Genomic DNA, 24,771 nt, shown 5'->3' with positions numbered 1-24,771 from the left:
TCGATAAAAAAACAGGATCTCAATTGGCGTTGGCGCCTGTTTAATTACTCATTTATAACCCCTCTAAAGGTATGCAAAATCTTGCGAAAAGCTTAAGGGCACTTCATGCCCTGGCTTGGCGAAACTATTATGTCTCGCGATCTTCTGTTATCATCTCGTTATTCTTTTTACCTCAGTTGTTACAGGCGCAGAACAAACCGCTGATCAACTCAACACTCAAAGGAAAAATTATTGACGCCCGCACCAAAGCACCGCTGGCAGGAGCTACCATCAGGATCGAAGGCGTTACCAACCAAACACAAACCGATGCCGAAGGCAGGTTTACATTGGTGACCGGACAGTCTTTCCCTTATAATTTACTTATCAGCTCTGTAGGTTATCAGGAATTGAAAATAACAGCCAATGGCTCTCCCATATCGGTTGAACTTACAGAAACTTCCAACGATCTCAATGGTGTCGTAGTAGTAGGCTACGGTACACGTAAACGCAGCGATGTTACCGGGGCTATTTCCTCTGTGCCGCAGGCTTCACTGAAACAACCGGTGAGCTCTTTGGATCAGGCCCTGAAAGGCGCTGCGGCAGGCGTTCAGGTAACCCAAACCTCAGGTCAGCCCGGCGGTGGCGTCTCCATAAGGGTAAGGGGAGGAGCTTCTATCCAGGGAGGTAATGAACCCCTATACGTGATAGATGGATTCCCGCTTTATAACAGCGCTTCTTCAGCAGGCGCATTAAGTGGTACTCCCACTAATCCCCTCGCAGGTATTAATCCCTCCGACATCGAATCTATCGATATCTTGAAAGACGCTTCCTCTACAGCCATCTATGGCTCACGTGGCGCAAACGGCGTAGTCATCATCACAACAAAAAAAGGAAAAGCAGATAGAAGTAATATTAGCTTCGAAACCTCCTTCGGCACACAATCTATCCGCAAAAAGATCGATGTGCTCGGCGCGAAAGACTTTGCTGAACTAAGAAACGAAGTCTTATATCGCACTACACCCGGCGCAGGCAAATACCAGTATCTGTCGCAGGCGCAGATCGATCAACTGGGCGAAGGCACCAACTGGCAGAATGAAGCATTCCGGAAAGCGCCTGTACAAAACCACCAGCTTTCCGTTAGCGGCGGCTCTGCTAAAGTACAATACCTGCTTTCAGGTAACTACTACAAACAGGAAGGGATTATAAAGAACTCCGACTTCTCTCGCTTAAGCCTGCGCGCCAACATCGACGCCAAACCCGGCGATCACCTGAAAACAGGAGCCAGCTTAACAATATCGCGCTCTAAAGCAAATGTCGCACCATCAGGCATCGTAGGTTCTTTGTTGATCATGCCGCCAACAGCTACCATTTATGAACCCGATGGCGCATATACCTTGCGTAATCCGTTTGAAAACATCTTTGCCAATCCTATCGCCACTATTAACGAAACCATCAACAAGGCTACCGTAAATCGCTTACTGGGTACCGCTTACGCAGAATATACCATTGCAAGGAACTTCGCCGTTAAAGTGCTGGTAGGTGCCGACATTAATAATCAAAAGGAAAAATATTACGTGCCTTCTACTATTTACGAAGGCTCAGGTACCAAAGGCTCAGCTTCCCTCGGATCTTCCGACTATAATTCCTGGCTGAATGAAAATACGGTCACCTATAACAAAAACTTTGGTAAACACAGCATAGATGTGCTGGCAGGCTTTACACAGCAGGAAGCCAACAATGAATCATTCCTGGCAGGTGCCCAGAATTTTGTTTCCGATGAACTTACATATAATAACCTGGGAAGCGGCTCCATCCTGGTCCGCCCCGCATCCGATGCCTACAAATGGGTCTTACATTCCTACCTGGCGAGGATAAACTATAGCTACAATAATCTTTACTATTTTACCGCCAGCATCCGCAGAGATGGCTCTTCCCGCTTCGGTAAAAATAACAAATGGGGCAACTTCCCCTCCCTGGCGGCATCATGGAGAATTAGTAACGAAGAATTCTTTAAACCTTTTGCTAAACATATCTCCGACCTGAAATTGCGCTCCAGCTTCGGAACAACAGGTAATCTGGAAATTGGACAGTATCAGTCCCTGGCTACTCTCTATAGTCTCAACTATATTTTCGGCGGGTCGATCCTTACCGGGTTTGCCCCCAACAGGATTCCCAACGAAAACCTGGGCTGGGAAAAAACTTTCCAGTACGACGCAGGCCTCGATATCGGCTTGTTCAGCAACAGGCTGCTGATATCACTTGACGCCTACTATAAAAAAACATCCGACCTGCTGCTGAATGTCGAAATCCCCTGGACCACCGGGTTTGCCAGCTCCTTGCAGAACTATGGATCTGTTGAGAACAAAGGCCTCGAACTCGGCATTAAAACAAAGAACATAAGCACTAAAACCTTTAACTGGGAAACGGATCTGAATATCTCTTTCAACAGGAATAAAGTGCTTACCATCGGAAATGGAGCATCTTCTTATATCAGCGGTAACTACATCATCCGGGTAGGGCAGCCACTAGGTACTTTCTATGGAACCGTGACCGACGGTATCTTACAAACAGGCGAAGAATCAGCTAAAGGTAAATACACAGGTAGCGCTACTCCATTGCCAGGCGATAGGTTATACAAAGACGTAAGCGGCGACGGTAGTTTCACTACGGCTGCCGACCGTGCTATTATTGGTAATGCACAGCCCGACTTCATCTACGGCATTACCAACAGTTTTTCATGGAAGGGGTTCAGCTTGTCGGTGTTGATACAGGGCGTTCAGGGCAACCAGATCATCAATAGCAACCGCCAGACGCTCGAGATGTTTACAGGCCAGCAGAACGCTTCAGCAACTGCATTGGAAAGATGGACAGAAACAAATCCCAGCACCACCATTCCAAGAGCTAAGCTCGATCCCGCTCCTATCTTTTCCGATCGCTTCGTCGAAGATGGCTCTTTCCTGAGGGTCAGGAATATCAACCTGAGCTACGCCTTACCACAGTCGCTGGTTGCAAAGGCCAACCTCACTGAAGTAAACATCTTCTTCTCAGCACAGAACCTGCTTACATTCACTAAATACACAGGCTTCGATCCTGAAGTGACATCCGGAAGCAACGTCTCACCCGGTACCGATTCAGGTATTTATCCTATAGCCAAAACTTTTAACGCCGGTCTCAGGGTTAACTTTTAACAGTATGTGACCTCATTCGTTTTATTCAATTCGTATAACATGAAGATCAAAATAGTACTACCGGCTTTTATCATCGCATTGGCCTTGCAGGCTTGCTCAAAACTGGAAGAGACCCCGGAGTCGTTCCTCGTTTCAGAACAGTTTTATCAGAACCAGAGCCAGGCCGAAGCAGCGCTTACTGCCATCTACCGCAAACTGTACGAAAGCGGACAGTCCCTCTATAACAGCTTATTCCAGATAGGTGTGGAAATGGCTACCGACGATTACGAAGCCGGCCCCCGCGCTCGTAACGCACACGTAAGAGCCATCTCAGGACTAACACACGATGCCTCGAACGACCGCATGGAACAGTTATGGAAACAAAGCTACGATGGCATTAATGCATCAAACATTGCTATCGACAGAATTGCATTGATTGATGCCACTAAAATAGAAAGCAGCGTAAGAACACGCCTCATCAATGAAGCTAAATTCCTGCGTGCTTTACACTACTTCAATCTTGTTCGTTGGTTCGGGCCTGTGCCGCTGGTTTTGCATGAAACAACCTCGCTGGACCCTGCAAGCCTCTATGTCGAAAAAGCTACGGAAGAACAGGTGTACCAGCAGATCATAGCCGATCTTACCGATGCAGAAGCCCTACCCCAAAAAGCAGGTTACGCAGCAGCCGACCTCGGCCGCGCCACCTCCGGCGCAGCCAAAAGCCTGCTCGCCAAGGTTTATCTTACTAAAAAGGATTGGAAGAACGCCGTACTGAAAAGTAAAGATGTAATCGATAACGGCGGATATAGCTTGTTCGAAAACTTCGCCGATGTCTTTGCCGTTGCAACTAAAAATGGAAAGGAGCATATCTTCTCCGCGCAGTTCAAAGGAAATGCAGGTTACCAGGGCAATAGCCTTGCCAGCCGCTCAGCTCCCGCCGATGTCCCCGGCATCAATGGCGACTATGCCGATGCTTTGCACGTTGCGGGTAAGCTCTACGAAAGTTTCACAGCTAACGATACAAGGCGCTCCATAACGTTCGTAACCGAAATTGTAAGCCCCGTTGATGGTAAGCTCTATAAACTGTCCACGCCACAGTTTAATAAATATTATGATGAATCTGTAGTCGGAAATCAGTCACAGTCGTCCAAAAATCTGCCCATCATCCGTTATGCCGAAGTCCTCCTCATCTATGCCGAAGCACTAAATGAACAAAACGGCGGCCCCAACGATGACGCCTACCGGGCAATTGATGAAGTGCGACAGCGTGCTCATATCACTAAGCTCAAAGACCTGGCTCCTGCATTAAGTCAGAACGCATTCAGGGACTCCGTATTCCAGGAGAGAAGAAAAGAACTGGTATTCGAATACCAGCGCTGGTTCGATCTTGCACGTCGCGGCGCCGACTACTACGTGGCTACACTTAAAGCAGCAGGTAAAACACTGGCCGCTCCCAAACACATTCATTTTCCGACGCCACAACGCGAACTGAACCTGAATCCCAAATTAAAACAACACCCGGACTGGTTAAACTAATTAACTTATGATCTCATTACGTTCATTCAAATCCGTATTGCTGGCAGTGGCCATTGGCGCTACGCTGCCGCTTTGGGCACAGAAACCCCAAAGGCCTAATATCATCCTCGTCCTTGTCGATGACCTTGGTTTCTCCGATATCGGCCCCTATGGTGCCCTCGATCTTCAGACGCCTAATCTCGACAGGCTGGCTGGTGAAGGCCTGCGTTTAAAAGAGTTCTACAACAATTCTATTTGCGCACCCACCCGCGCCTCATTGCTTACCGGACAATACCAGCATAAAGCAGGTGTGGGTTATTTCAACGTAAACCTTGGATTGCCTGCCTATCAGGGCTTTCTCAATAAAGAATCATTAACCCTGGCCGAAGTGTTGAAAAATGCCGGCTACTCAACTATTCTTTCCGGCAAATGGCATGTAGGCGACGATAAAGACCAATGGCCCGCACAGCGCGGTTTTGAGCGCTCCTTCGGTTTCATCGGCGGAGCCAGCAACTACTACGAAATAAATGAAAAGGAGAACGCCGACGTTGCCCTGTACCGCAATAACGAACCTTTTTACCTCGAAAAAGGAAAATACCTGACCGATGAAATCACAAACCAGGCGCTGGGCTTCCTCGATGAACAGAACAAAGAACAAAAACCGTTCTTCCTGTACCTTGCTTTCAATGCGCCACACTGGCCTTTACAGGCACTGCCTGAAGATATTGCCAAATACAAGGGCAAATACAGTATCGGTTGGGATTCGCTTCGCATACAACGCTATCAGAACGCCATTGCAAAAGGCGTATTCGATAAAACCCAGCTGATAGCACAACATGACGGCGCTTTACAACCATATGACAAGCTCACCTACGATGAACAGCAATACTGGCAACTGCGCCAGGAAGTTTATGCAGCCATGATAGATCATGTAGATCAAAGCCTGGGTAAACTCCTCGATAAACTCAAAGAGTTGAAGAAGGATGATAATACGCTCATCGTTTTCATCTCCGACAACGGCGCCCAGGGTGGCAATAACTTGCGCCTGTACACCGCTAGGAATACAGGCCCGGTAGGTACTGCCGGTTCTTATGAAGTGCAGAACAGCAACTGGTCACAAACAGGTAACTCCCCATTGCGTAACTACAAAGGCACACCTTACGAAGGGGGGATAAGCGCGCCTTTCATTGCATGGTATCCCAAAAAGATCAGGGCCAACACCATTGCCACAGGCACGGCCCACCTCATCGACCTGGCCCCGACTTTCTACCAGTTGGCAGGTGCAACCTACCCCTCCAGCTATAACGGAGTGGCCGCGAACAAACTGCCAGGCAAAAGCTTGCTGCCCTTGTTAACCGGTGAAACCGACAAAGTAGACCGCGCAGAACCTTTGTTCTGGGAAAGAGGCGGCAATAGGGCCGTAAGAGAAGGTAAATGGAAACTGGTATCGCCTGCCGATCAGCCCGATAAATACGAACTCTACGATATCGAAACCGATAGGGCAGAAAACACCGACCTCGCTGCAAAATACCCGGAAATAGTCCAACAGTTGAAAGAAAAATATAAACAATGGGCAACAGCAAATGACGTGGTCGATTATAACAAACTGCGCCCGCAACAGCAGCAGGGTAGAAGCAGCGTAGCGCCCGCAAATGCCGCGCCCTCAAATGGAACGCCCGCACGAAAACGCGCTAATTGATCCATCTTAAACTTTGATCACCATCAAATTATCCCGGAATATGAAACATCTCTTAATAGCTGCTTTAACAGCCATCACCATAAACGCAGCGGCAAAAGAAGGTCCCAAAGACCCCAAAAACAAGCGCCCCAACATAATCCTCATCGTTGCCGATGACCTCGGTTACTCCGACCTTGGCGCATATGGCTCAGAAATAGCAACGCCCAATCTCGATCGCCTGGCAAAAGATGGTCTGCGTCTGCAACAGTTCTATAATAATTCAATTTGCGCACCCACCCGCGCATCTTTGCTTACAGGCCAGTACCAGCACAAAGCAGGTGTAGGATACTTCTCCAATGACCTGGGATTACCTGCTTACCAGGGTTATATCAACCAGCAATCTCTCACACTGGCCGAAGTCTTGAAAGCAGGCGGTTACACAACAATTACCTCCGGTAAATGGCATGTGTCGGGCAAGAATGTGAGCCTTCCCTGGCAGCGCGGTTTTCAATACGTCTATCCCCGCGATGAAGCTGCAGCCGCCTCCGGTGCACCCCAGGAAAAAAAGGTCCTTACCGATAGCCTCGGCTATCCTTTACCCGAATACTTTCAAACCAACGTCATAACAAAAAATGCAGTGGCCTTCCTCGACGAAGCCGCAAAAAATGATCATCCTTTTTTCCTCTATCTCGCATACACAGCACCACACTGGCCATTGATAGCCTTACCCGAAGACATCGCCAAATACAAAGGCAAATACGATAAAGGCTGGGATGCCTTGCGCCAGGAACGTTTCGCAAAACAAAAACAACTCGGCATCGTCAGTAATAATGCCACCCTTTCTGTAAAAGACGAAGACATCTACGATTGGGCACGGCTTTCCTACGATCAGCGCCAGCTATGGACGAAAAAGATGGAAGTCTTCGCAGCTATGGTCGATCGTCTCGACCAGGGCGTGGGAGCTGTCCTTGCCAAACTCAAAGAAATTGGTGCCGATGAAAATACCCTCATCATTTTTGTTTCCGACAATGGCGCTCCTGCCGAAGACCTCGTCCGCTGGCATCATGGTGCTTCCCGCAACAGTGGCCCCGTAGGCACTACAGGCTCCAACGAATCACAAAGCAAGAACTGGTCTTATCTCTCCAATACGCCATTCCTTGGCTTTAAAGATGATATGCACGAAGGTGGGATCAACTCTCCCTTTATCGCCTGGTTCCCCGGTAAAATAAACGCAGGAACCATCAGGAAAGGTACCGGTCATATCATCGACCTGGCGCCAACATTTTATGAACTGGCCGGCGCTAAATACCCAGCCACATATAATGGAACCAATGCCTATGCATTGCCGGGAAAAAGCCTGCTGCCCGTATTGTTCGGTCAGGATGCCGAAGTGCAGCGTGCTAAACCTTTGTTCTGGGAACGGGCTGGTAACAGGGCGGTTCGTGATGGTAAATGGAAACTCGTGTCAACATGGCCATCCTATTCCTGGGAATTGTTTAACCTGGAAGAAGACCCCGGTGAAACCAAAAACGTAGCAAGAGAGAATCATGAAGTGGTCAGCCGCCTGTCGGTGCAATACTTCGCCTGGGCTAAAGAAAACGGAGTGGTCGACTTTGCAACATTGGAAGACAAAGAACCGCAAAGCATGAAAGAGTTCAGGAAAAGTAAACAACAGGAAAAACAGGCTGCAGGCGGATTCCTGTTCTGATGGTTTACTTTAATAGCTCCCTGTAACAGGCATATACAAAAGCGGCTGTATCGAAAATGGATACAGCCGCCAAAATAAAATTTTAAACAAGAACAATATGTGGCGGAATCAGGATCATCTCGGATTTGCATTATCGCTGGTAGTTATAACAGCATTTGGATTTACATCTGCCGGGCCTTCCCCGCAGGAAATAAGGACAAACCCGGTGAAACCACGCGCTAACACAATAGCTGGCCGTTTAACTACAGCAATCCCTTGTGCTCCGGTGATCAGGTATGCCTCAGTACAAACCTCAGCCGATACCCCGGTCGGCGCCACTTGCTGCATGCCAGCCACCGCTGCCCGTTTTCAAACAACACTACATGATATAACAACCCCTCAAAATACCTCCACCCACAACAATGCCCCCACCCACCCCGGCATGGTCTGGATTGAAGGAGGCAGCTTCAGCATGGGAGGCGATAACAACCAGGCGGCCGACGACGAATATCCCAAACACAAAGTCACAGTTGATGGCTTCTGGATGGATATCACGGAAGTCACCAATGCCCGGTTCCAGGCTTTCATAAACGCAACAGGTTATATTACCACCGCAGAAAGAAAACCCGATTGGAAGGAATTGAAAAAACAATTACCACCAGGCACACCCGAACCCGATTCCTTCTTGCTCGTGCCGGCATCATTGGTCTTTGTGGCCCCACCCGCAGAAGTCCCGTTAAACGACTATAGCCAATGGTGGCAGTGGAAAACCGGCGCCAACTGGCGTCACCCCCACGGCCCGGGTAGCACCATCGAAGGAAAAGAAAATTACCCCGTCGTCCACATCTCCTGGTACGATGCCCAGGCCTATTGTAAATGGGCTGGTAAACGCCTCCCTACCGAAGCCGAATGGGAATGGGCCGCCAGGGGAAAGCTTACCGGTAATATTTACCCCTGGGGCAACGAACCCGTTGAACAGGGTAAGCCAAAAGCCAACTCCTGGCAAGGCCATTTTCCCGATCAGAATAAAGTGCTCGATCAATACTACTACACTGCCCCCGTAGGGTCATACGATCCCAATGGATACGGCTTATACGATATGGCGGGAAATGTCTGGGAATGGTGCGCCGATTATTACGATAGCCGCTACTATCAGTCAGTGACCAAACCCGGAGGTGTATTGAACCCCACCGGTCCAGTCAAAGCCTGCGACCCTAACGAACCGCTGGCATCTAAACGGGTCATCAGGGGAGGCTCCTTCCTTTGTAACGATGGCTACTGTTCAGGCTACCGCGTAGCGCGCCGCATGAAAACCAGTGAAGACAGCGGCATGGAACACCTCGGGTTCCGATGCGTGCAGCAATAACACAGCAACACCCGCTAGCTTGAGATCATCGGGTTGGGATGAGGCATAATATTTGCTTTTTGTGCGCAAAAACAATATTACCCATGAAAAAATGCATTACCATTTTATGCCTTTTGTTCATCACCAGCCTCGCTAAAGCCGATCAGTTGGCCCTGATCAGCCGCGAACAGGCCGAAAAAGCCGTTGCCTACCTGAAAAAAGAAGCCGTTGCTGTCCTTTGGTGTAGCTGCTGCGATGGCGACCAAATGAAACGTGTTACCATCAACGAAGTGTTTATGAAACAAACCGACGATGGCAAATACTACTCGGTAGTATTGAAAGGCCGCGACGAACAAGGTAAAGAAATAGAAGAATACCTCGACCTCGCCTACGTTTTCGTAAAGAAAGGAAGCAAAGGACAGTCCCTCGGTAAAGTCCTGAAATTCGACTGCGATCCCTGCGTGAAGCCTTTCGATTGGGCTGTTCCGGGCAGGGGATAAAAGCTGATAATCGTAAATAAAAACAGAGCTGCTGAAGCATTGAACACAGATGCATCAGCAGCTCTGCTCATTTATATCTACTTTTGCCCCGCGTTTCCCTTAAACCCCTGTAACATGAAATGGCTGTTCGTTTTCGTTTGTTTTTGCGCTTCTTTTTCCACCTCCTTTGGCCAGCATAGAAGTTATTCCGATATAGCCGATAGTGTCTACGCAGCATTGAAGAAACATGAACCTGGTTTCCTCCTGCCATTGCTCCACGATAGCTGCCGCATCAGCGGCCTGCCAAAAGGTATGAATGCGAAAATGATTCCGTTGCTGCTCGATAAATATCCCGCCGTTCAAGCCTACAAGATCGTAACAATAAACAAGGATACAGCCGGTACCCGGGTACAGATGGAAGTAATGTTCGAAACAGGCAAAGCCGCTTACCCCGATTTCGTCCTGAACCAGCATTGGCGTATCACAGAATTGAATGTGGTAAAAAGCGCATCCTTCAACCGTCTTGCCAATCGTATTCTCGCCGCACCCGATACCATTCACCTGCCGCTGATAACAATCCGGCAACGGCTTTATGTAAAAGCGGAAGCCGACGGCCGTAAAGGCCTCTTCCTGCTCGATACCGGCTCCCCGGATATGATCCTCAACAGAACTTTCTTTAACGATTCTCTTCAGCTCGTATCGGCCTCCGGTACGGAAAGTATAAACGGTGTGCGTGGCGATGGCATCTTAACCCGCCGGATCAGCGGCTTTACACTCGGTAGAATGAAGCTCTCTAACTTCTCCGCTTTCGTCATGAACGAAGGAATAGGCGGCGAAGCCGAAGGCCTCCCTTTCCTTGGATCGATTGGTTATAACGTACTGCGCGATTTCGAATGGCGGTTCGATCTGCCTGCAGGTAAGTTGATCCTGGTAAAAACAGATGACAACGGCGACTATATCAGCCAGCAATACCGCCTCACCTCTATGAAATACATGGGGCCGCTTGAAATGAGAAGGCATGTGCCGGTAGCAGTAATAACAATAAGCGATATGCCTTTCCGTATGGGAATAGATTGCAGCATAGGTAGCAACGTTTTCTTTGCACGCAGCAAAAATGAACTGCTGCCATATATGTCGCAGATCGATCCTGCAACTGCCGCACAGGAAGGTGTTCCCGCTAATGGCATTCAGGGTGTTCTCAATAAAGCGTTGATAGGAACGCTTGAATTCAGCAATATGCCCGCTTCTATCGAACAGGGCAGCTTTGTATACGATAACGCAGAAGTAGCGCCGCTGAATGGCTTGCTGGGAACGGCTTTCCTGGGTTGCTATAAAACTGTTATCAACTTGAAAAAGAAACTTATCTGTTTTTGGTAACAGCCTCCTGCTTACACGAATTAAAACCGTTGAATAAATATCAGGAAAGCGTTAATGATGCATCTATCCTATTTCCTGTGAATTTTATAAAGTCTGCCGTTATCAGTTACAGCATATAAATTACCGTCTTTGCCCATAGTGATATCTCTGAAGCGTTGCCCTTCATCAGCAAGTAGCCGCTCTTCTCCGGTTACTTTATTATCCCTGATAACAAGTCGCGCTACATGAAGTCCGCTAAGACAGGCTGCAAATAAATTATTTTTCCATTCCGGAACATCACTGCCCGTATAAAAACAAATACCGCTGGGCGAAACAACCGGATCCCAGTAATATACTGGTTGTTCCATGCCGGCCTGCTGCTGAATGCCCTGCCCAACTTTGCCTCCCGCGTATTCTATTCCATACGTGATAGTTGGCCAGCCATAGTTCTTGCTGGCTTCTACCCGGTTAACTTCATCGCCGCCCCTCGGCCCGAATTCCGTTTCCCACAGATCTCCGGTGCCTGGATGTAAAGTAAGACCCTGCACATTACGATGCCCATAACTGTATATCTCCGGACGGTTCTGACCCGCAAATGGATTACCCGGCGCCGGCTGGCCATCCTTGGTTATCCTGACTATTTTACCAAGCCCCGAATTCAGATCCTGTGCCTGAGGCCGGGTAGCAAGATCAGAACGCTCTCCGGTACTCACGAATAAATAACCCGATTTATCAAAAATGATCCTGCCGCCATAATGCAAAGTCCCATTGTAAGCAGGAGTGGCCCGGTAAATAACAGTGGCCTGTTCTATACTTTTTTCATCTGCCGACAACTTCCCCTTGGCTACCGATGTAATATTACCCTCAGGCAAAGGCTCTGAAAATACCCAATAAACCATTTTATTGCTGCCGAAATCAGGGTCAACGGTAATACCAAGTAAACCACCCTGCCCTTCATCTTTTACGGTAGGCAGCCCTTGTATGCGGGCGCTCAGTTGCCCGTTGCTTGTGGCTATACGAAGCGTACCTCCTTTCTCTGTTATCAGCAATCTGCCATCGGGTAAACTTGTGATCCCCCAGGGCCGGTCAAGCTGTTCCAACAGCACCGTCCCGCCATAAGGTGTTGTTGTTTTCACACCCGCAATCCTCGTCTGCCCGGTAAAGGCCGGCTTGTAATCAGTATTGGCTGGTTTGGTTTCTACCGGCGCATAAAGCGTGTCATTACCAGGTATGTCGTCAATAGGTGAATTTTGCTTACAACTACTCGCACATACAACCCCTGCAGCAATAAGCACGATGGAGACGGTGTTCTTTTTCATATTTGACAATTTACAGATTCAAAAGCATCCGGATCAGTCCGCAATCCGCCTCCTCTTTGTCAAAAACCATGCGCGTTTCCACCCGCCACCACCTCAACCTAATTCATTCCAATCCCAATCCAACCATTCCACCTCAACCCAATTCATACCAATTTCAATCCAACCATCCCACCTCAACCCAATCCGCTTCACTCATTTCGCTATCTCTGACTACCAGCCCCCACACCTGTTCCCTGCCTTTGCCATTCCCCATCTTCGCTCCATCCCCTCGCGCAGCTGTTTCGGCAACGTTTGCGCAAATTTCTTCCGCTCCACCCCCGAATATTACCTAATATGCAACCGATTGCGTATTGTAAAAATGAAAGCTTGCCAGTTATGAACAAACTGTTTTTACTCCTCATTTCTTCCTGCTGGGCATTAACAACTACCGCCCAGCCAACCCCCGGATCCGGAAGAACGGAAATAGAGCTCTCCCGCCTCAACTGGAACTTATCGCTGGACACGGCAGCCACCTGGCAAAACGACCAGCTGTATGCAGGCGTCCTCAAACTCGGCTCCATGCCCGTCAATCCCCCCACAGGCGGATGGAATATGCTGAAAAAAACAGGCAAACGGGTACAGCTGCCCGCAACAGTAGAAGAATTCTATTGGGGAAAAAACGGCAATGCCTTCGGCGTCTCGGGTAACTACCTTGGCGTATCGTGGTTCTCCACGCAGATCATGATCCCCGCCAGCTTCGCCGGAAAATGGGTGTCCATTGAATTCGAAAGCGCCAGGTTCAGGGCCGAAGTCTTCCTGAATGGAAAACTCGTAGGCTACGACCTCATCAGCGGAACGCCTTTCGCTGCCAGCATTTCCGAAGTAATGAAACCCGGACAGCTAAACGATCTGGCTGTACGCATCACCGATCCCAACGGCAACTTCGACTGGCGCGATAGCCAGAACTTTATGTGGGGCGACTATAGAACGCAACCCTCACACGGCTTCGGCGGTATCACAGGTAAAGTAAAAATGGTGGCCACCGATAAAACTTATATCAGCGATGTTTTCGTAAAGAATACCAGCAACCCAAGGCATATAGAGGTCGAAATTGAAAGCCATAACCTCCATAACAATCCGGTAAAAGGCAGTTATGAATTAACGATCCGCGATAAGAGAACAGGACAGCAGGCATTTCATGCCAGCTATCCCGTAACGCTGCAAACAGGCATAGCGCTTATCAACCAATACCCGCTCACCATAAACAACGCAAAATTATGGAGCGTCGATGACCCCAACCTATACGAAATAACTGTTGAATGGAAAGGCGCCAATGCCACCAGCGACAGGTTTCGCCGCTCCTTCGGATTCAGATGGTTCGAAGTAAAAGATCTGGATGGCGACCGCCAGTTTTATCTTAATGGTAAACGTATTGTCCTGAGAACATCTATTTCATGGGGCTTCTGGCCCGTGAACGGCATTGCCCCCTCCGATGCGCTCGCACGCAAACAGGTAATGGCTGCCAAACAACTGGGCCTTAATATGCTCAACTTCCACCGCACAATAGGACAAACAAATGTGCTCGATGCAGCCGATGAACTCGGCCTGCTTTATTTCGAAGAACCCGGCGGCAACCAATATCCCAGGAACCTCTACGATCCACGTAATTCCAAAGAAGAAAAACAAACCAGCTTCTATAGGATAGCGCGCCGCGAAAAATTGACCCGCATGATCAGGCGCGATAGAAACCACCCCTCTCTCGTGATCTATAATATGCATAACGAACGCGGTGCAGAACCGGCAGCGGCAGACTCGGCTCAAATGAAGGAAGCCCACCTGCTCGACCCTTCCCGTATCATCACCTACAACTCCTCGAACGGCGCTATTAAAATGAAGGAGCACGACCCCAGGTTCAAACTGCATATGATGCCGTACGACACCACCTTCTATAGCTACGGCTGGTTCGATCAGCACCACGCAGGTGGCCCCGGCACTTATCACGATAACCTCTACAACAACCCAACGAACTACGCAAAATATACCGACCATAAAGATGAGATCATTTATTATGGCGAAGAAGGCGCCATAGGCACGCCACCCCGCCTCCAGCTCATCCGCAACGAGATCATGAAAACAGGCATAGACAGGGGATGGGAAACTGATGCCTATCTGAAATGGTACGATGCCTATGATAGATTCTTAAAAGAAAACGGCTTCACAAAAGCATTCCCCAATGTCGACAGCCTCACCCGTAAAATGGGTAATGTCGCTTACTATTATCAGGGAAGAATGATAGAAAATGTAAGGATCAATAACACCATAGACGGTTACGCCGTAAACGGATGGGAAAGTATGAAACTCGAAAACCACTCCGGTATCGTAGATAACTACCGCAACCTGAAAGGTGACGCAGCGCTTATCGCACAATACAACCAGCCATTATATGTCGCAGTTAAATTAAATCACAAAGTAGTACGCACAGGCGATGCTATAGATGCGGACTTCTATATCGTTAATGAAAAGGAGCTGAAAGGGGAAGCCCTGCTCCAGGTAACGCTCACCGATGCTAACGGCAAAACAACCCCGGTGCTAACCCGCAGCGTTAACATAACAGGCGGCTTCACTTATGGACAACTGTTGCTCAATGGCGTTTCTATAAAGATCCCCGCTGCCGGATACAGCAAGGTCTCCGCAGTACTAAAACAGGAAAACAATATAGTTGCCGGCGGCATCGACGATGTCTTTGCCGTCACTCTCAACACTTCAGGAATAGGAGAGGGTCTTTGTGTTGCCGATACTACCGGCGTTCTTCCGGCCTTCCTGAAATCAGCAGGCGTCACATGCAGCCCCTTCACCAGCGGCCGCCCCAATGGTAACACATTACTCGTTGGCGCTTTCGAACCACAACAAACCGGCAATCCATTGGTGACCGAACTGCTCGAATGGGTCAACGACGGTAATATGCTGGTGATTGTCGATAATGTCGATCAATGGGCTTCCTTCCTGGCAAAAAAAGAAATATTGGACTACCGCGGAACTAAGATCTTGGGAACTACCTGGTATGGCGGAAACTTCTTTACAAAAGCACACCCGCTGTTGGAAGGCCTCCCGCAGAATTGTGTCTTTAACTGGGAATACCAGTCCCTTGCCACCTATAACAAGAAAAGAGCAGGACTGAGAGTAGGTAACGGAGAAACCATAGTAGCATGCGTGGCCGATCATAAACCCGAAGTCTACTCAGCCCTGTCTGTAATTCCTCACGGCCGTGGTACGATCATCATCAGCACGCTGGATATTGTTTCATGCCTTACTACCGGTAAACAGGAAGATAGGGCAGAAGGTGATGGCGAAAACGCTGCCCTTCAGTCAATGAACCTCGCAGATGCCAATCCTGCCAATATCGTAGCGAAACAATTGTTATTAAACCTCATAAGAAAAAAATAGCCCGGTAACAAAAGCCCAGGTGTGTGATCTGTATTGAACTTTGTTATAACTTTATGAGATAACGATTGCTTTGATATGCAAACTGCCTGCTTGTCAGATGAACAATTATTGCTTGCGATAGCAGAAGGCCATGAAGCTGCCTTCAATGCTATCTTTCAGCGTTATCAGCATAAAATATATTCTTATGCCAGGCACTTCACGCATGACGAAGTGATAGCACAGGACGTGGTGCAGGAAGTCTTCCTCAGGATCTGGACGGCAAAACAAGAACTCGGCAACATTCGCAAAGCAGAACCCTGGATAGCAGTCCTTACCAGGAACATCTGTTTCAATAAACTAAAAAAGAACGCCTGCGAATACAAAGCAAAATCACTTCTGGCAAACCATGCCGGAGCACAATCCGGGATCTCTGAAGTAGAAGATTACATAAATTATAAAGATAGACTGCAGGCCCTCAACCAGGCCCTGCAGTCCTTAACACCACAACAGCGCAAGATCTATCACTTAAACCGTGACTTCGGATTGAAAAACGAGGAGATCTCCCGGCAACTGCACCTGTCGCCCAATACTGTGAAAACACACATGGTTACCGCCCTCCGCCGCATCCGGCATTTTATGGAATCACACCCCTCCTCTTTTTTGATACTTTTTTTCCTTTCCATCTAATCCTGTTTTCCCGCTCGTTTGTCCTTATCTCAGAAGGATGTAATTTTCATCCAACTTTTGGATTGTCATATGAAACAGGACCAACGATTAATAGAACTGCTGAATAGCTATACTGCCGGTACTTGTACACCTGCCCGGGAACAGGAACTCATGCAAATGATTGCATCAGGCGAGTACGATGCCGTTATAAAGCAATATATGATGCAGGCATGGCGGCAACTGCCTGTTGATCATATGCTCGGCGAAGAACAGGCCCAACGCATCCGTAACGTAGTCCTAAAAACCCAGGCGCCACCCGTGATCCCGTCATACCGCAACCGCCGGTGGCTGAAAATGGCAGCGGCGGCCATTATCCTGCTGCTGGCAGGAGGGGGGGCTGTCTACCTCTTCAATAATAGGTCAGCCTCGTCAAAACAGCTTGCTGTTACTAAACAACCCGTTATAAAACCCGGAACCGACGGCGCCGTGTTAACGCTGGCAGATGGATCTACCATCATCCTCGACAGCGCTTCCGATGGCAACCTCGCAAGTCAGGCAAATGTGCAGGTAGTAAAAACAGGCGGGCATATACAATACCTCCCGGTAGGAACAAACAGCGATAATGCTTCTTTGTATAACACCATCGGAACCGCAAAAGGAAAACAGTTTCAGCTGCTGCTCGAAGATGGTACCCGCGTTTGGCTGAACGCAGCCTCCTCCATTCGTTTCCCCGTATCGTTCTCAAAAACGAATCGTGAAGTGGAAGTCTCAGGAGAAGCGTATTTCGATGTAGCGCAAGATAGCAAAAGACCCTTCAGGGTAAAAGCAGGCAGCGCCACTGTCGATGTCCTGGGTACTCAGTTCAACATTAATTCCTACCGCGACGAAGCAGCTGTAACTACCACTCTCGTCGAAGGCGCAGTGAAATTGAAAAATGGGAACAACGAACATCTCATGTACGCAGGCCAGCTGGTAGAGGCCTTCGCCAACGGCAACACCAGGGTCTTCCATCATGTAAATACAGGCGAGATCATCGCCTGGAAAAATAACTTCTTCTCATTTAAAGACACCGATATAAAAACGCTGATGCGCCAGCTCGAACGCTGGTACAATGTCGAAACGGTTTATAAAGGAAGGATCAGGGAGTCCGTGACTTTTAATGGCGACATTTCCAGGGGCGTCGATCTCGGAACAGTGCTCAAAATGCTGGAAATGACAGGCGAAGTACATTTTGAAATACAGGAAAAAACAATTGTAGTAACAATGTAATATAACAAAGACATTCCTGGTCCAAAATAAAAAACGGAAGTGTTGAAGCCACTTCCGGATCAGGTGTTTCGATTTCCGATTCTCTCACCCAAACATTGCAAAAGTATGAAAAGGCTTGCTATTATGAGCCAAGGCCTGCCCCTGCGGCAGACTGGACTGCTTAAATTGTGTCTAACGATGAAATTGTCTGTCTTCTGTTTGCTTGTAACCTGTCTTTCTGCACACGCAGAAGGACATACACAACGCATTTCCCTCTCATTCGAAAATGCGTCCGTTCAACAGGTCTTTGCCAGTATCCGTATGCAAAGCGGCTACCAGTTTATTTACACCAGCACCGTGCTCGATCGCTCAAAACAGGTGAACGTCCATGCAAAGAATGTCTCCCTCCAAGAAGCCCTCGGGCTTTGCCTCAAAGACCAGCCCTTGACTTATTCCATAGTGCAAAAAACTGTGGTCATTAAATTGAAGGAAACCCCTCCGGCTGTTACGGTTAACGATGTAATGCTCGAAGCAACTCCTCCGCCACCACCTCCGGTGTTGGTAAAGGGACGTGTGGTCAACGATAAAGGCGATCCCCTCGGCGGCGTATCCGTTACGGTAAAAGGAAAGAACACAGGCACTACCACAGCTGCCGACGGCTCGTTTCAATTGACCGTTCCCGACGAAAGCGCAGTACTGGTCTTTACCTACATAGGTTTCCTGAGCCAGGATATCGGTGTTGGCAAGAACAGGAACTTCTCTATCCTGCTCATGCAGGAAAATAAAGACCTCGAAACAATTGTTGTAGTAGGTTATGGCACCCAGCGCCAGAAAGACGTTACAGGGGCAGTAGCAGCTGTAAGCAGTAAAGATTTTAACCAGGGACAGATCTTGAGCCCGCAGCAAAGCATACAAGGTAAGCTTGCCGGGGTAAATATCGCCCAGAATAGCGGTAAGCCAGGAGGCTCCGCTACGGTAAGGGTACGTGGTGGTACCTCGCTCACCGGCTCCAACGAACCACTGTATGTGATCGACGGTGTACCTATTTCAACCTCCGCCGGCGTTAGCCAGGCCAATATCCGCGGCAATGGTACCGACTTCTTCGATCAGGAACCCAGCAACCCGCTGATGACTTTAAACCCCAATGACATTGAATCTGTATCTGTATTGAAAGATGCATCTGCCACAGCTATCTATGGTTCCCGTGCTGCAAATGGCGTTATTGTTATCACCACCAAAAAAGGCAGCGCCGGCAAAGGCCGCGTCGCATTAAGCGTATCAGGTGGTGTATCCAATGTGTCAAAAAAATTACCGGTATTGACAGCAAATGAATACCGCGACATCAACAACAAACTGAACCTGAGCTACGAAGATAAAGGCGCAAATACTTTCTGGCAGGACGAGATCTATCGCTCCGCAAAAACGCAGGACTACTACCTTTCCTTCACCGGTGGAAGCGAGAAAACAACATACCGCGCCTCACTGGGTTACGGTAATCAGCAAGGGGTAATGTTGGCCTCAAAGCTCAACAGAACTAATGCCCGCGTGAATATCAACCATGCCGCGCTCAACGATAAATTAACTTTCGACCTGAGGCTTAACTATGGCCAAACCTCAGGCAATGCCGCACCAGTGTCCAATACGGTAGGTAGCGAAGCCGGCACCAGCATGAACTATGAATCTTATGTATTCAATCCTACTTTCCCGGTCTATAACGCCACCGGTGGATATAACCACGTGCCTCCCTATAGGGTCAACCCCGTTTCCTTTTCAACAGATCTTACCGACCAAACTACTAATAACCGCTTCATAGGCAATCTGTCAACCACCTACAAAATTCTAAAGCCGCTGAGCGTTAATGTGAACCTGGGCTATACCAACCAAACCATCAACCGCAATACCTATATCAGCAAAGGAAACCCACTCGGCGAAGGCCTCGGAGGGTATGCCTCTGTTCAGAAATTACAGGATTATAACAAACTCCTCGAAACGGTACTGCGTTATAATCAGCGCTTTGGTAAACATAGCGTTGACGCCATCGGCGGTTATTCTTATCAGTACTTTGTGGAAGAAGGTCTGAGAAATACCGCAAACGGCTTCCTCAGCGATGAGTTTAAATGGTACAGCCTGCAGGCAGCCAGCACTATCAGTAATGTAAGCACCTTCAAAGGCAGCAACACGCTTATCTCTTTCTACAGCCGCGTGAACTATAACTTCGACGACCGCTTCCTCGTAACGGCAACAATACGCCGCGATGGCTCAAGCCGCTTCGGCTCCGGAAATAAATGGGGTTACTTCCCCTCAGGATCTGTAGCCTGGAGGATCTCGAGAGAAAAGTTCTTTAATACCAATACCATCTCCGATCTGAAACTGCGCGCCAGCTACGGTATCACCGGTAACCAGGAAATTGGTAACCTTAACTCCATTACTACATTGGGAGCTACCTCATCAGGTTATATCGTAGGCGGCTCACGTATAACGATAGTGCTGCCCCAACAGTACGCCAACCCTAACCTGCGCTGGGAACAAACAGGACAATTTGATGCAGGTGTGGACTTCGGATTATTGAATGGTAAAATACATGGCACCATCGACTATTATGTAAAGAAAACAACCGACTTGTTATTACGTCTCCCCGTCCCTTCACCAACTGCCGTAAGCACACAACTGGCTAACGTGGGAAGTGTGCAGAATAAAGGTCTTGAACTGGAACTAGGTATGGCAGTAATAGAAAGAAAGGATTTCGAATGGAATGCCAGCCTCAACTTCAGCCGTAACATCAACAAAGTATTGAGCCTTTCAAACGATCAGTTCAAAGGCGATAATATCAAAACAGCCCCGTTACAGGGACAAGGCCTTACCTCCGGCGTTTACGCCCAGCTCATAACGCCAGGCCGCCCCATGGGTACCTTCTGGGGACGCCGCTTCGAGGGTGTTAAAAACGGTGTGGAACAGTTCATCGCTGGCGATACCGTAATAGGCTGCGCACAACCCGACTTTACTTTTGGCTTCAGTAATACATTCAACTATAAAAGATGGTCCCTTAGTTTTAACGCAAGAGGCTCCGTAGGTAATGAGATCTATAACCTTACCGCAAACAACCTCGGCTACCTGAGCAACCTGCCCGGAAGAAATGTGATGGAGATCGCCGTTAGCAGCGGCGTTGGCCGCGATCAGCCTAAACAATACTCCGATCGCTGGATCGAGAATGGCTCATTCCTGCGCCTCGATAACATCACGCTCTCTTATAACGTAAATGTGAAAAATACATTCCTGTCTAACGCCAGGGTATACATAACAGCGCAGAATCTTTTTGTAATCACCGGCTATAGCGGCCTCGATCCGGAAGTGAACTCCGAGATCTCCGGCACAGGCGTCGCACCGCTGGGTATCGATTACCTGTCATATCCAAAATCAAGGACGATAAGTGCAGGTGTCAATATTGGTTTTTAATGAAAAAAATGAAATGATTATGAAAAAGAGTTTATATAAAATAGCTGCAATGGCATTGAGTGTATCCATCCTGAGTGCCTGTACCAAACTGGACGAAGAAACCTTTGGCAGCTTGTCTCCAACTACTTATTATAGAACCGAAGCAGAAGCTTTATCATCTGTAGTAGGCGTTTATCAGCTTTTATCTCAGGTGTCGAATATAAATGATCCATGGCGGATCGCCGAATTCGGAACCGATGAATTCCTCGTCCCCGGCCGCGCAAGTGGCGGATGGTACGATGCCTCCAATATCGAGATCATCCGCCATAAAGTAACACCCGCTAACGCTACCAGCGGCCGCGCCTGGCTCTATATCTTCCAGGAAATAGGCACAGCCAATGCCGTGTTGGAAAGCCTGAACGCCTCTCCTAATGCCGAAAACTTAAAAGTACAGATCGCGGAAACAAGAGCATTGAGAGCCTATGGTTACTTCTATGCAATGGACTTCTGGGGTAACGTTCCTTTGGTAACAGTTGCAAGGATCGATCCCAACAACCTGCCCGCTACTACAAAAAGAGCAGAGATCTTCAACTTCGTGGAAACAGAAATGAAAGCCGCACTAAACGACCTGCCTTCCGTAAAAACTGTGAACAAAGCAGCCTATTATCCCAGGTTCACAAAAGAAGCCATCTTTAGCGCACTGGCAATGCTTTACCTGAATGCCGAAGTTTATACAGGCACACAACAATGGGCAAAAGCTATTGCCATGTGCGACAGCGTTATCAATACAGGCGCCTACAGCCTTGAAGCCGAAGTGGCAGATAACTTCAAAAGCACGAACAAAAAAAGCTTTAAAGAAGTAATAGCCTCCTTCTCTGTCGATCCTTCCAAAAATGCAGGTAACAACCAGTTTATTCTGTATACACAGCACGCGCTCGATAAAGAGAAATATAATCTACCTTTCACTCCGGCAAACGGGTACAGCACTTTCCAGGAAGCACTGGATAGGTACGAATCTCAGGACAAACGCAGGGGATTGATAGAATATGGCCCCCAAACCTATCTCGACGGTACACCGCTCAGGATGGCCAATGGCCAGCAACTGGTCCTCGTACCCGTAAAAGACCTGGTAAGCGCTGAAGATAATGAAGGATATAAGGTCCTTAAATATACACCCGTAGGCACCGCCTGGTCTGGTTATAACGCCGACAACGATCTTATCCTTACCAGGTATGCCGATATCCTGCTCACCAAAGCAGAAGCGATCTTCCGCTCAAGCGGTTCTAACATCGAAGCCCTGAACCTCGTAAACCAGGTAAGGCAAAGAAGTAATGCAAGCACGCTCACCGCGCTTACATTGAAGAACATAGAAGAAGAAAGAGCAAGAGAATTGATATGGGAAGGGCATCGCCGCAGGGATATGATCCGCTTTGGCTCCTATTTCAACAGCACATGGACTTTCAAAACTGGCACAACAGAAGCGTTCAGGGCGCTTTATCCGATACCTTCAGAACAGATCACGGCAAATCCGAAACTCGAACAGAACAATGGTTATCCAAGGCAATAAACTAAAGACTTATATGAAGCACAGATTCATGAGAAGGGCGGTGGGTATTATTATGGCAGCAACTCCGGTTGCTGCCTTTGCCCAAATGTTATCGGGACTTACAGGTGTGCCCGATACATCCTATTCTAATCACAGCGCATTTCAATCATCTCTTAAATCACACCCGTTCATCAAACTGGTACAGGAAGCCCCCGATGCAGCAGTTGCCGAAAAACATAACGTTACCTACTGCACAATAGGCGCCCGTAAGCTCAACCTCGATGTCTTTTATCCAAAAGAAAAAGCTGCCGCTAAAAGAACGGCGGTGATCATGATCCATGGCGGTGGCTGGCGCTCAGGCAACCGCAGTCAGCATCACCCGCTAATGCAGAAACTGGCGGCCCTGGGTTATGTATGCTTCACACCCGAATACCGCCTGTCAACCGAAGCGCTTTTCCCGGCAGGCGTTTACGATGTTAAAACGGCTATCCGCTGGGTAAGAGCCAATGCGGCGCTTTACCAGGTCGATACGGCACGCATCGTTGCTATGGGCTTCTCTGCAGGAGGCGAACTGGCAGCCTTCATGGGCACTACAGGCAACATGCCCCTGTTCGAAGGTCCCGGCTGCAACAGCGGTATCTCTTCCCGTGTAAACGCAGTAGTAGATCTGGATGGCACCTTATCTTTTGTCCACCCCGAATCTGGTGAAGGCGATGAAAGTAAACGACCCTCCGCAGGCACGCTCTGGATGGGCTATACACGCAAACAACAACCCGGGCTCTGGGAAGCGGCATCCCCCTTGTCTTACGCAGGTGCCAATACCCCGCCAACTTTATTCATCAATAGCTCGGTGGCACGTATGCACGCCGGAAGGGAAGACTATATCAGGATCCTTAGCGAAAACGGCATCTACACCCAGGTCCATACCTTCGATGATGCGCCTCACAGCTTCCCCCTGTTCGATCCCTGGTTCCAGCCAATGGTCCGGCACATCAACGACTTCCTTCAAAAAGCCTTTACCGCTAAAGCTGTACAGGGCCGCACAAACATTACTGTCGCCCAGGATGGAACTGGCGATTATCGCACTATCCAGGATGCTATAAACGCAGTACGGGCCTATTCCCCCGTACACATCAATATCCACATTAAAAACGGTACTTATCACGAAAAGATCATAGTGCCCTCATGGCTCTCCGATGTCTCTTTCATCGGCGAAAGCAGGGAAAAAACGATCATCACCAATGCCGACTACTCCGGCAAATTCATGAACGCCGATACTTCAAAAAAGGAAAAGTTCAGCACCTTCAACTCATATACGGTGAGAGTACAGGGTAATGATATCACAATGGAAAACCTTACCATCGAAAATACAGCCGGACGTGTAGGGCAGGCGGTAGCGCTCCATGTCGATGGCGATCGTTTTGTGATCCGCAACTGCAGTCTCCTGGGCAACCAGGATACTTTGCTCACCGCTGGCGATAGCAACAGGCAATACTACGCGAACTGCCTCATCGCGGGAACAACAGACTTCATCTTCGGAAATGCAACCGCTGTATTTCAGGATTGCACCATAAAAAGTCTAAACAACTCCTATATAACCGCAGCATCTACTACGCCGCTGCAACAGTTCGGCTATGTCTTCTTCAGGTGTAAGCTCATTGCAAATGACGAAGCAAAAAAAGTCTACCTGGGCCGGCCCTGGCGCGCATACGCCAAAGTAGCTTTCATTGAATGCGAAATGGAAGAACATATCTTACCCGAAGGCTGGCACAACTGGGACAACGTTGCAAATGAAAGCACCGCCTGTTATGCTGAATACAACAACAAAGGCGCAGGCGCAGCAACAGGTAAACGGGTAGCCTGGAGCCGGCAGCTAAGTGCCAAAGATGCCGAAGCGTACACGCTGTCCGCCATCTTCCGCGGATGGCTGCCGGTGAAGTGATGCCGCCGGT

14 protein-coding genes are annotated in these 24,771 nt (G+C 48.7%); 13 read left to right on the top strand and 1 reads right to left on the bottom strand.

Annotated elements, in window-relative coordinates; all coding sequences use genetic code 11:
* Positions 1–71: 71 nt before the first annotated feature.
* From ESB13_RS13640 to ESB13_RS13610, 7 genes are all read left to right on the top strand, one after another.
* Positions 72–3,167, top strand: coding sequence for a SusC/RagA family TonB-linked outer membrane protein (locus ESB13_RS13640; protein WP_129004175.1), 3,096 nt, complete (start codon positions 72–74; stop codon positions 3,165–3,167).
* 39 nt (positions 3,168–3,206) lie between these two features.
* Positions 3,207–4,682, top strand: coding sequence for a RagB/SusD family nutrient uptake outer membrane protein (locus ESB13_RS13635; RefSeq protein WP_129004173.1), 1,476 nt, complete (start codon positions 3,207–3,209; stop codon positions 4,680–4,682).
* 7 nt (positions 4,683–4,689) lie between these two features.
* Complete coding sequence (locus ESB13_RS13630) at positions 4,690–6,360, top strand: arylsulfatase (RefSeq protein ID WP_129004171.1); 1,671 nt, start codon at positions 4,690–4,692, stop codon at positions 6,358–6,360.
* Positions 6,361–6,400: 40 nt separating this feature from the next.
* On the top strand, positions 6,401–8,047 hold the full coding sequence (locus tag ESB13_RS13625; RefSeq protein WP_129004169.1) for an arylsulfatase: 1,647 nt from the start codon (positions 6,401–6,403) through the stop codon (positions 8,045–8,047).
* 97 nt (positions 8,048–8,144) lie between these two features.
* A complete protein-coding gene (locus ESB13_RS13620; protein WP_246022538.1) occupies positions 8,145–9,392 on the top strand; it encodes a formylglycine-generating enzyme family protein in 1,248 nt (415 codons plus the stop codon).
* A gap of 83 nt (positions 9,393–9,475) precedes the next feature.
* Entirely contained in the window at positions 9,476–9,871 is a 396-nt protein-coding gene (locus tag ESB13_RS13615; RefSeq protein WP_129004167.1) for a hypothetical protein, read from the top strand.
* Between the two features lie 114 nt (positions 9,872–9,985).
* Positions 9,986–11,227, top strand: a complete 1,242-nt coding sequence (locus ESB13_RS13610; RefSeq protein ID WP_129004165.1) for a pepsin/retropepsin-like aspartic protease family protein — start codon at positions 9,986–9,988, stop codon at positions 11,225–11,227.
* Positions 11,228–11,295: 68 nt separating this feature from the next.
* On the opposite strand, the gene ESB13_RS13605 is transcribed toward ESB13_RS13610, so the two are convergent.
* Positions 11,296–12,525: a PQQ-dependent sugar dehydrogenase gene (locus ESB13_RS13605; protein ID WP_129004163.1), complete on the bottom strand. Its 1,230-nt coding sequence runs from the start codon at positions 12,523–12,525 to the stop codon at positions 11,296–11,298.
* A 375-nt stretch (positions 12,526–12,900) separates the two neighbouring features.
* Between ESB13_RS13605 and ESB13_RS13600 the strand changes: the two genes are divergently transcribed.
* The 6 genes from ESB13_RS13600 (at position 12,901) to ESB13_RS23960 (ending at position 24,761) form a co-directional block, all read left to right on the top strand.
* Positions 12,901–15,948 carry a glycoside hydrolase family 2 protein gene (locus ESB13_RS13600; protein WP_129004161.1) on the top strand — a complete coding sequence of 1,016 codons (3,048 nt, stop codon included), beginning with the start codon at positions 12,901–12,903 and terminating at the stop codon, positions 15,946–15,948.
* A 90-nt stretch (positions 15,949–16,038) separates the two neighbouring features.
* The gene (locus ESB13_RS13595; protein WP_164974207.1) at positions 16,039–16,614 is read left to right on the top strand and encodes an RNA polymerase sigma factor; all 576 of its coding nucleotides are present in this window, start codon (positions 16,039–16,041) and stop codon (positions 16,612–16,614) included.
* A gap of 69 nt (positions 16,615–16,683) precedes the next feature.
* Complete coding sequence (locus ESB13_RS13590; protein WP_129004157.1) at positions 16,684–17,862, top strand: FecR family protein; 1,179 nt, start codon at positions 16,684–16,686, stop codon at positions 17,860–17,862.
* A gap of 177 nt (positions 17,863–18,039) precedes the next feature.
* Positions 18,040–21,294 carry a TonB-dependent receptor gene (locus ESB13_RS13585; RefSeq protein ID WP_164974206.1) on the top strand — a complete coding sequence of 1,085 codons (3,255 nt, stop codon included), beginning with the start codon at positions 18,040–18,042 and terminating at the stop codon, positions 21,292–21,294.
* A 19-nt stretch (positions 21,295–21,313) separates the two neighbouring features.
* Positions 21,314–22,840, top strand: a complete 1,527-nt coding sequence (locus tag ESB13_RS13580) for a RagB/SusD family nutrient uptake outer membrane protein (RefSeq protein WP_220399679.1) — start codon at positions 21,314–21,316, stop codon at positions 22,838–22,840.
* 13 nt (positions 22,841–22,853) lie between these two features.
* Positions 22,854–24,761, top strand: a complete 1,908-nt coding sequence (locus ESB13_RS23960; RefSeq protein ID WP_220399678.1) for a pectinesterase family protein — start codon at positions 22,854–22,856, stop codon at positions 24,759–24,761.
* The last annotated feature ends 10 nt before the right edge of the window (positions 24,762–24,771 follow it).

Source organism: Filimonas effusa (assembly GCF_004118675.1).
GTDB classification, from domain to species: domain Bacteria; phylum Bacteroidota; class Bacteroidia; order Chitinophagales; family Chitinophagaceae; genus Filimonas; species Filimonas effusa.
The sequence above is the reverse complement of the archived record's forward strand: the minus strand, read 5'-3'. Positions and strand labels throughout refer to the sequence as shown.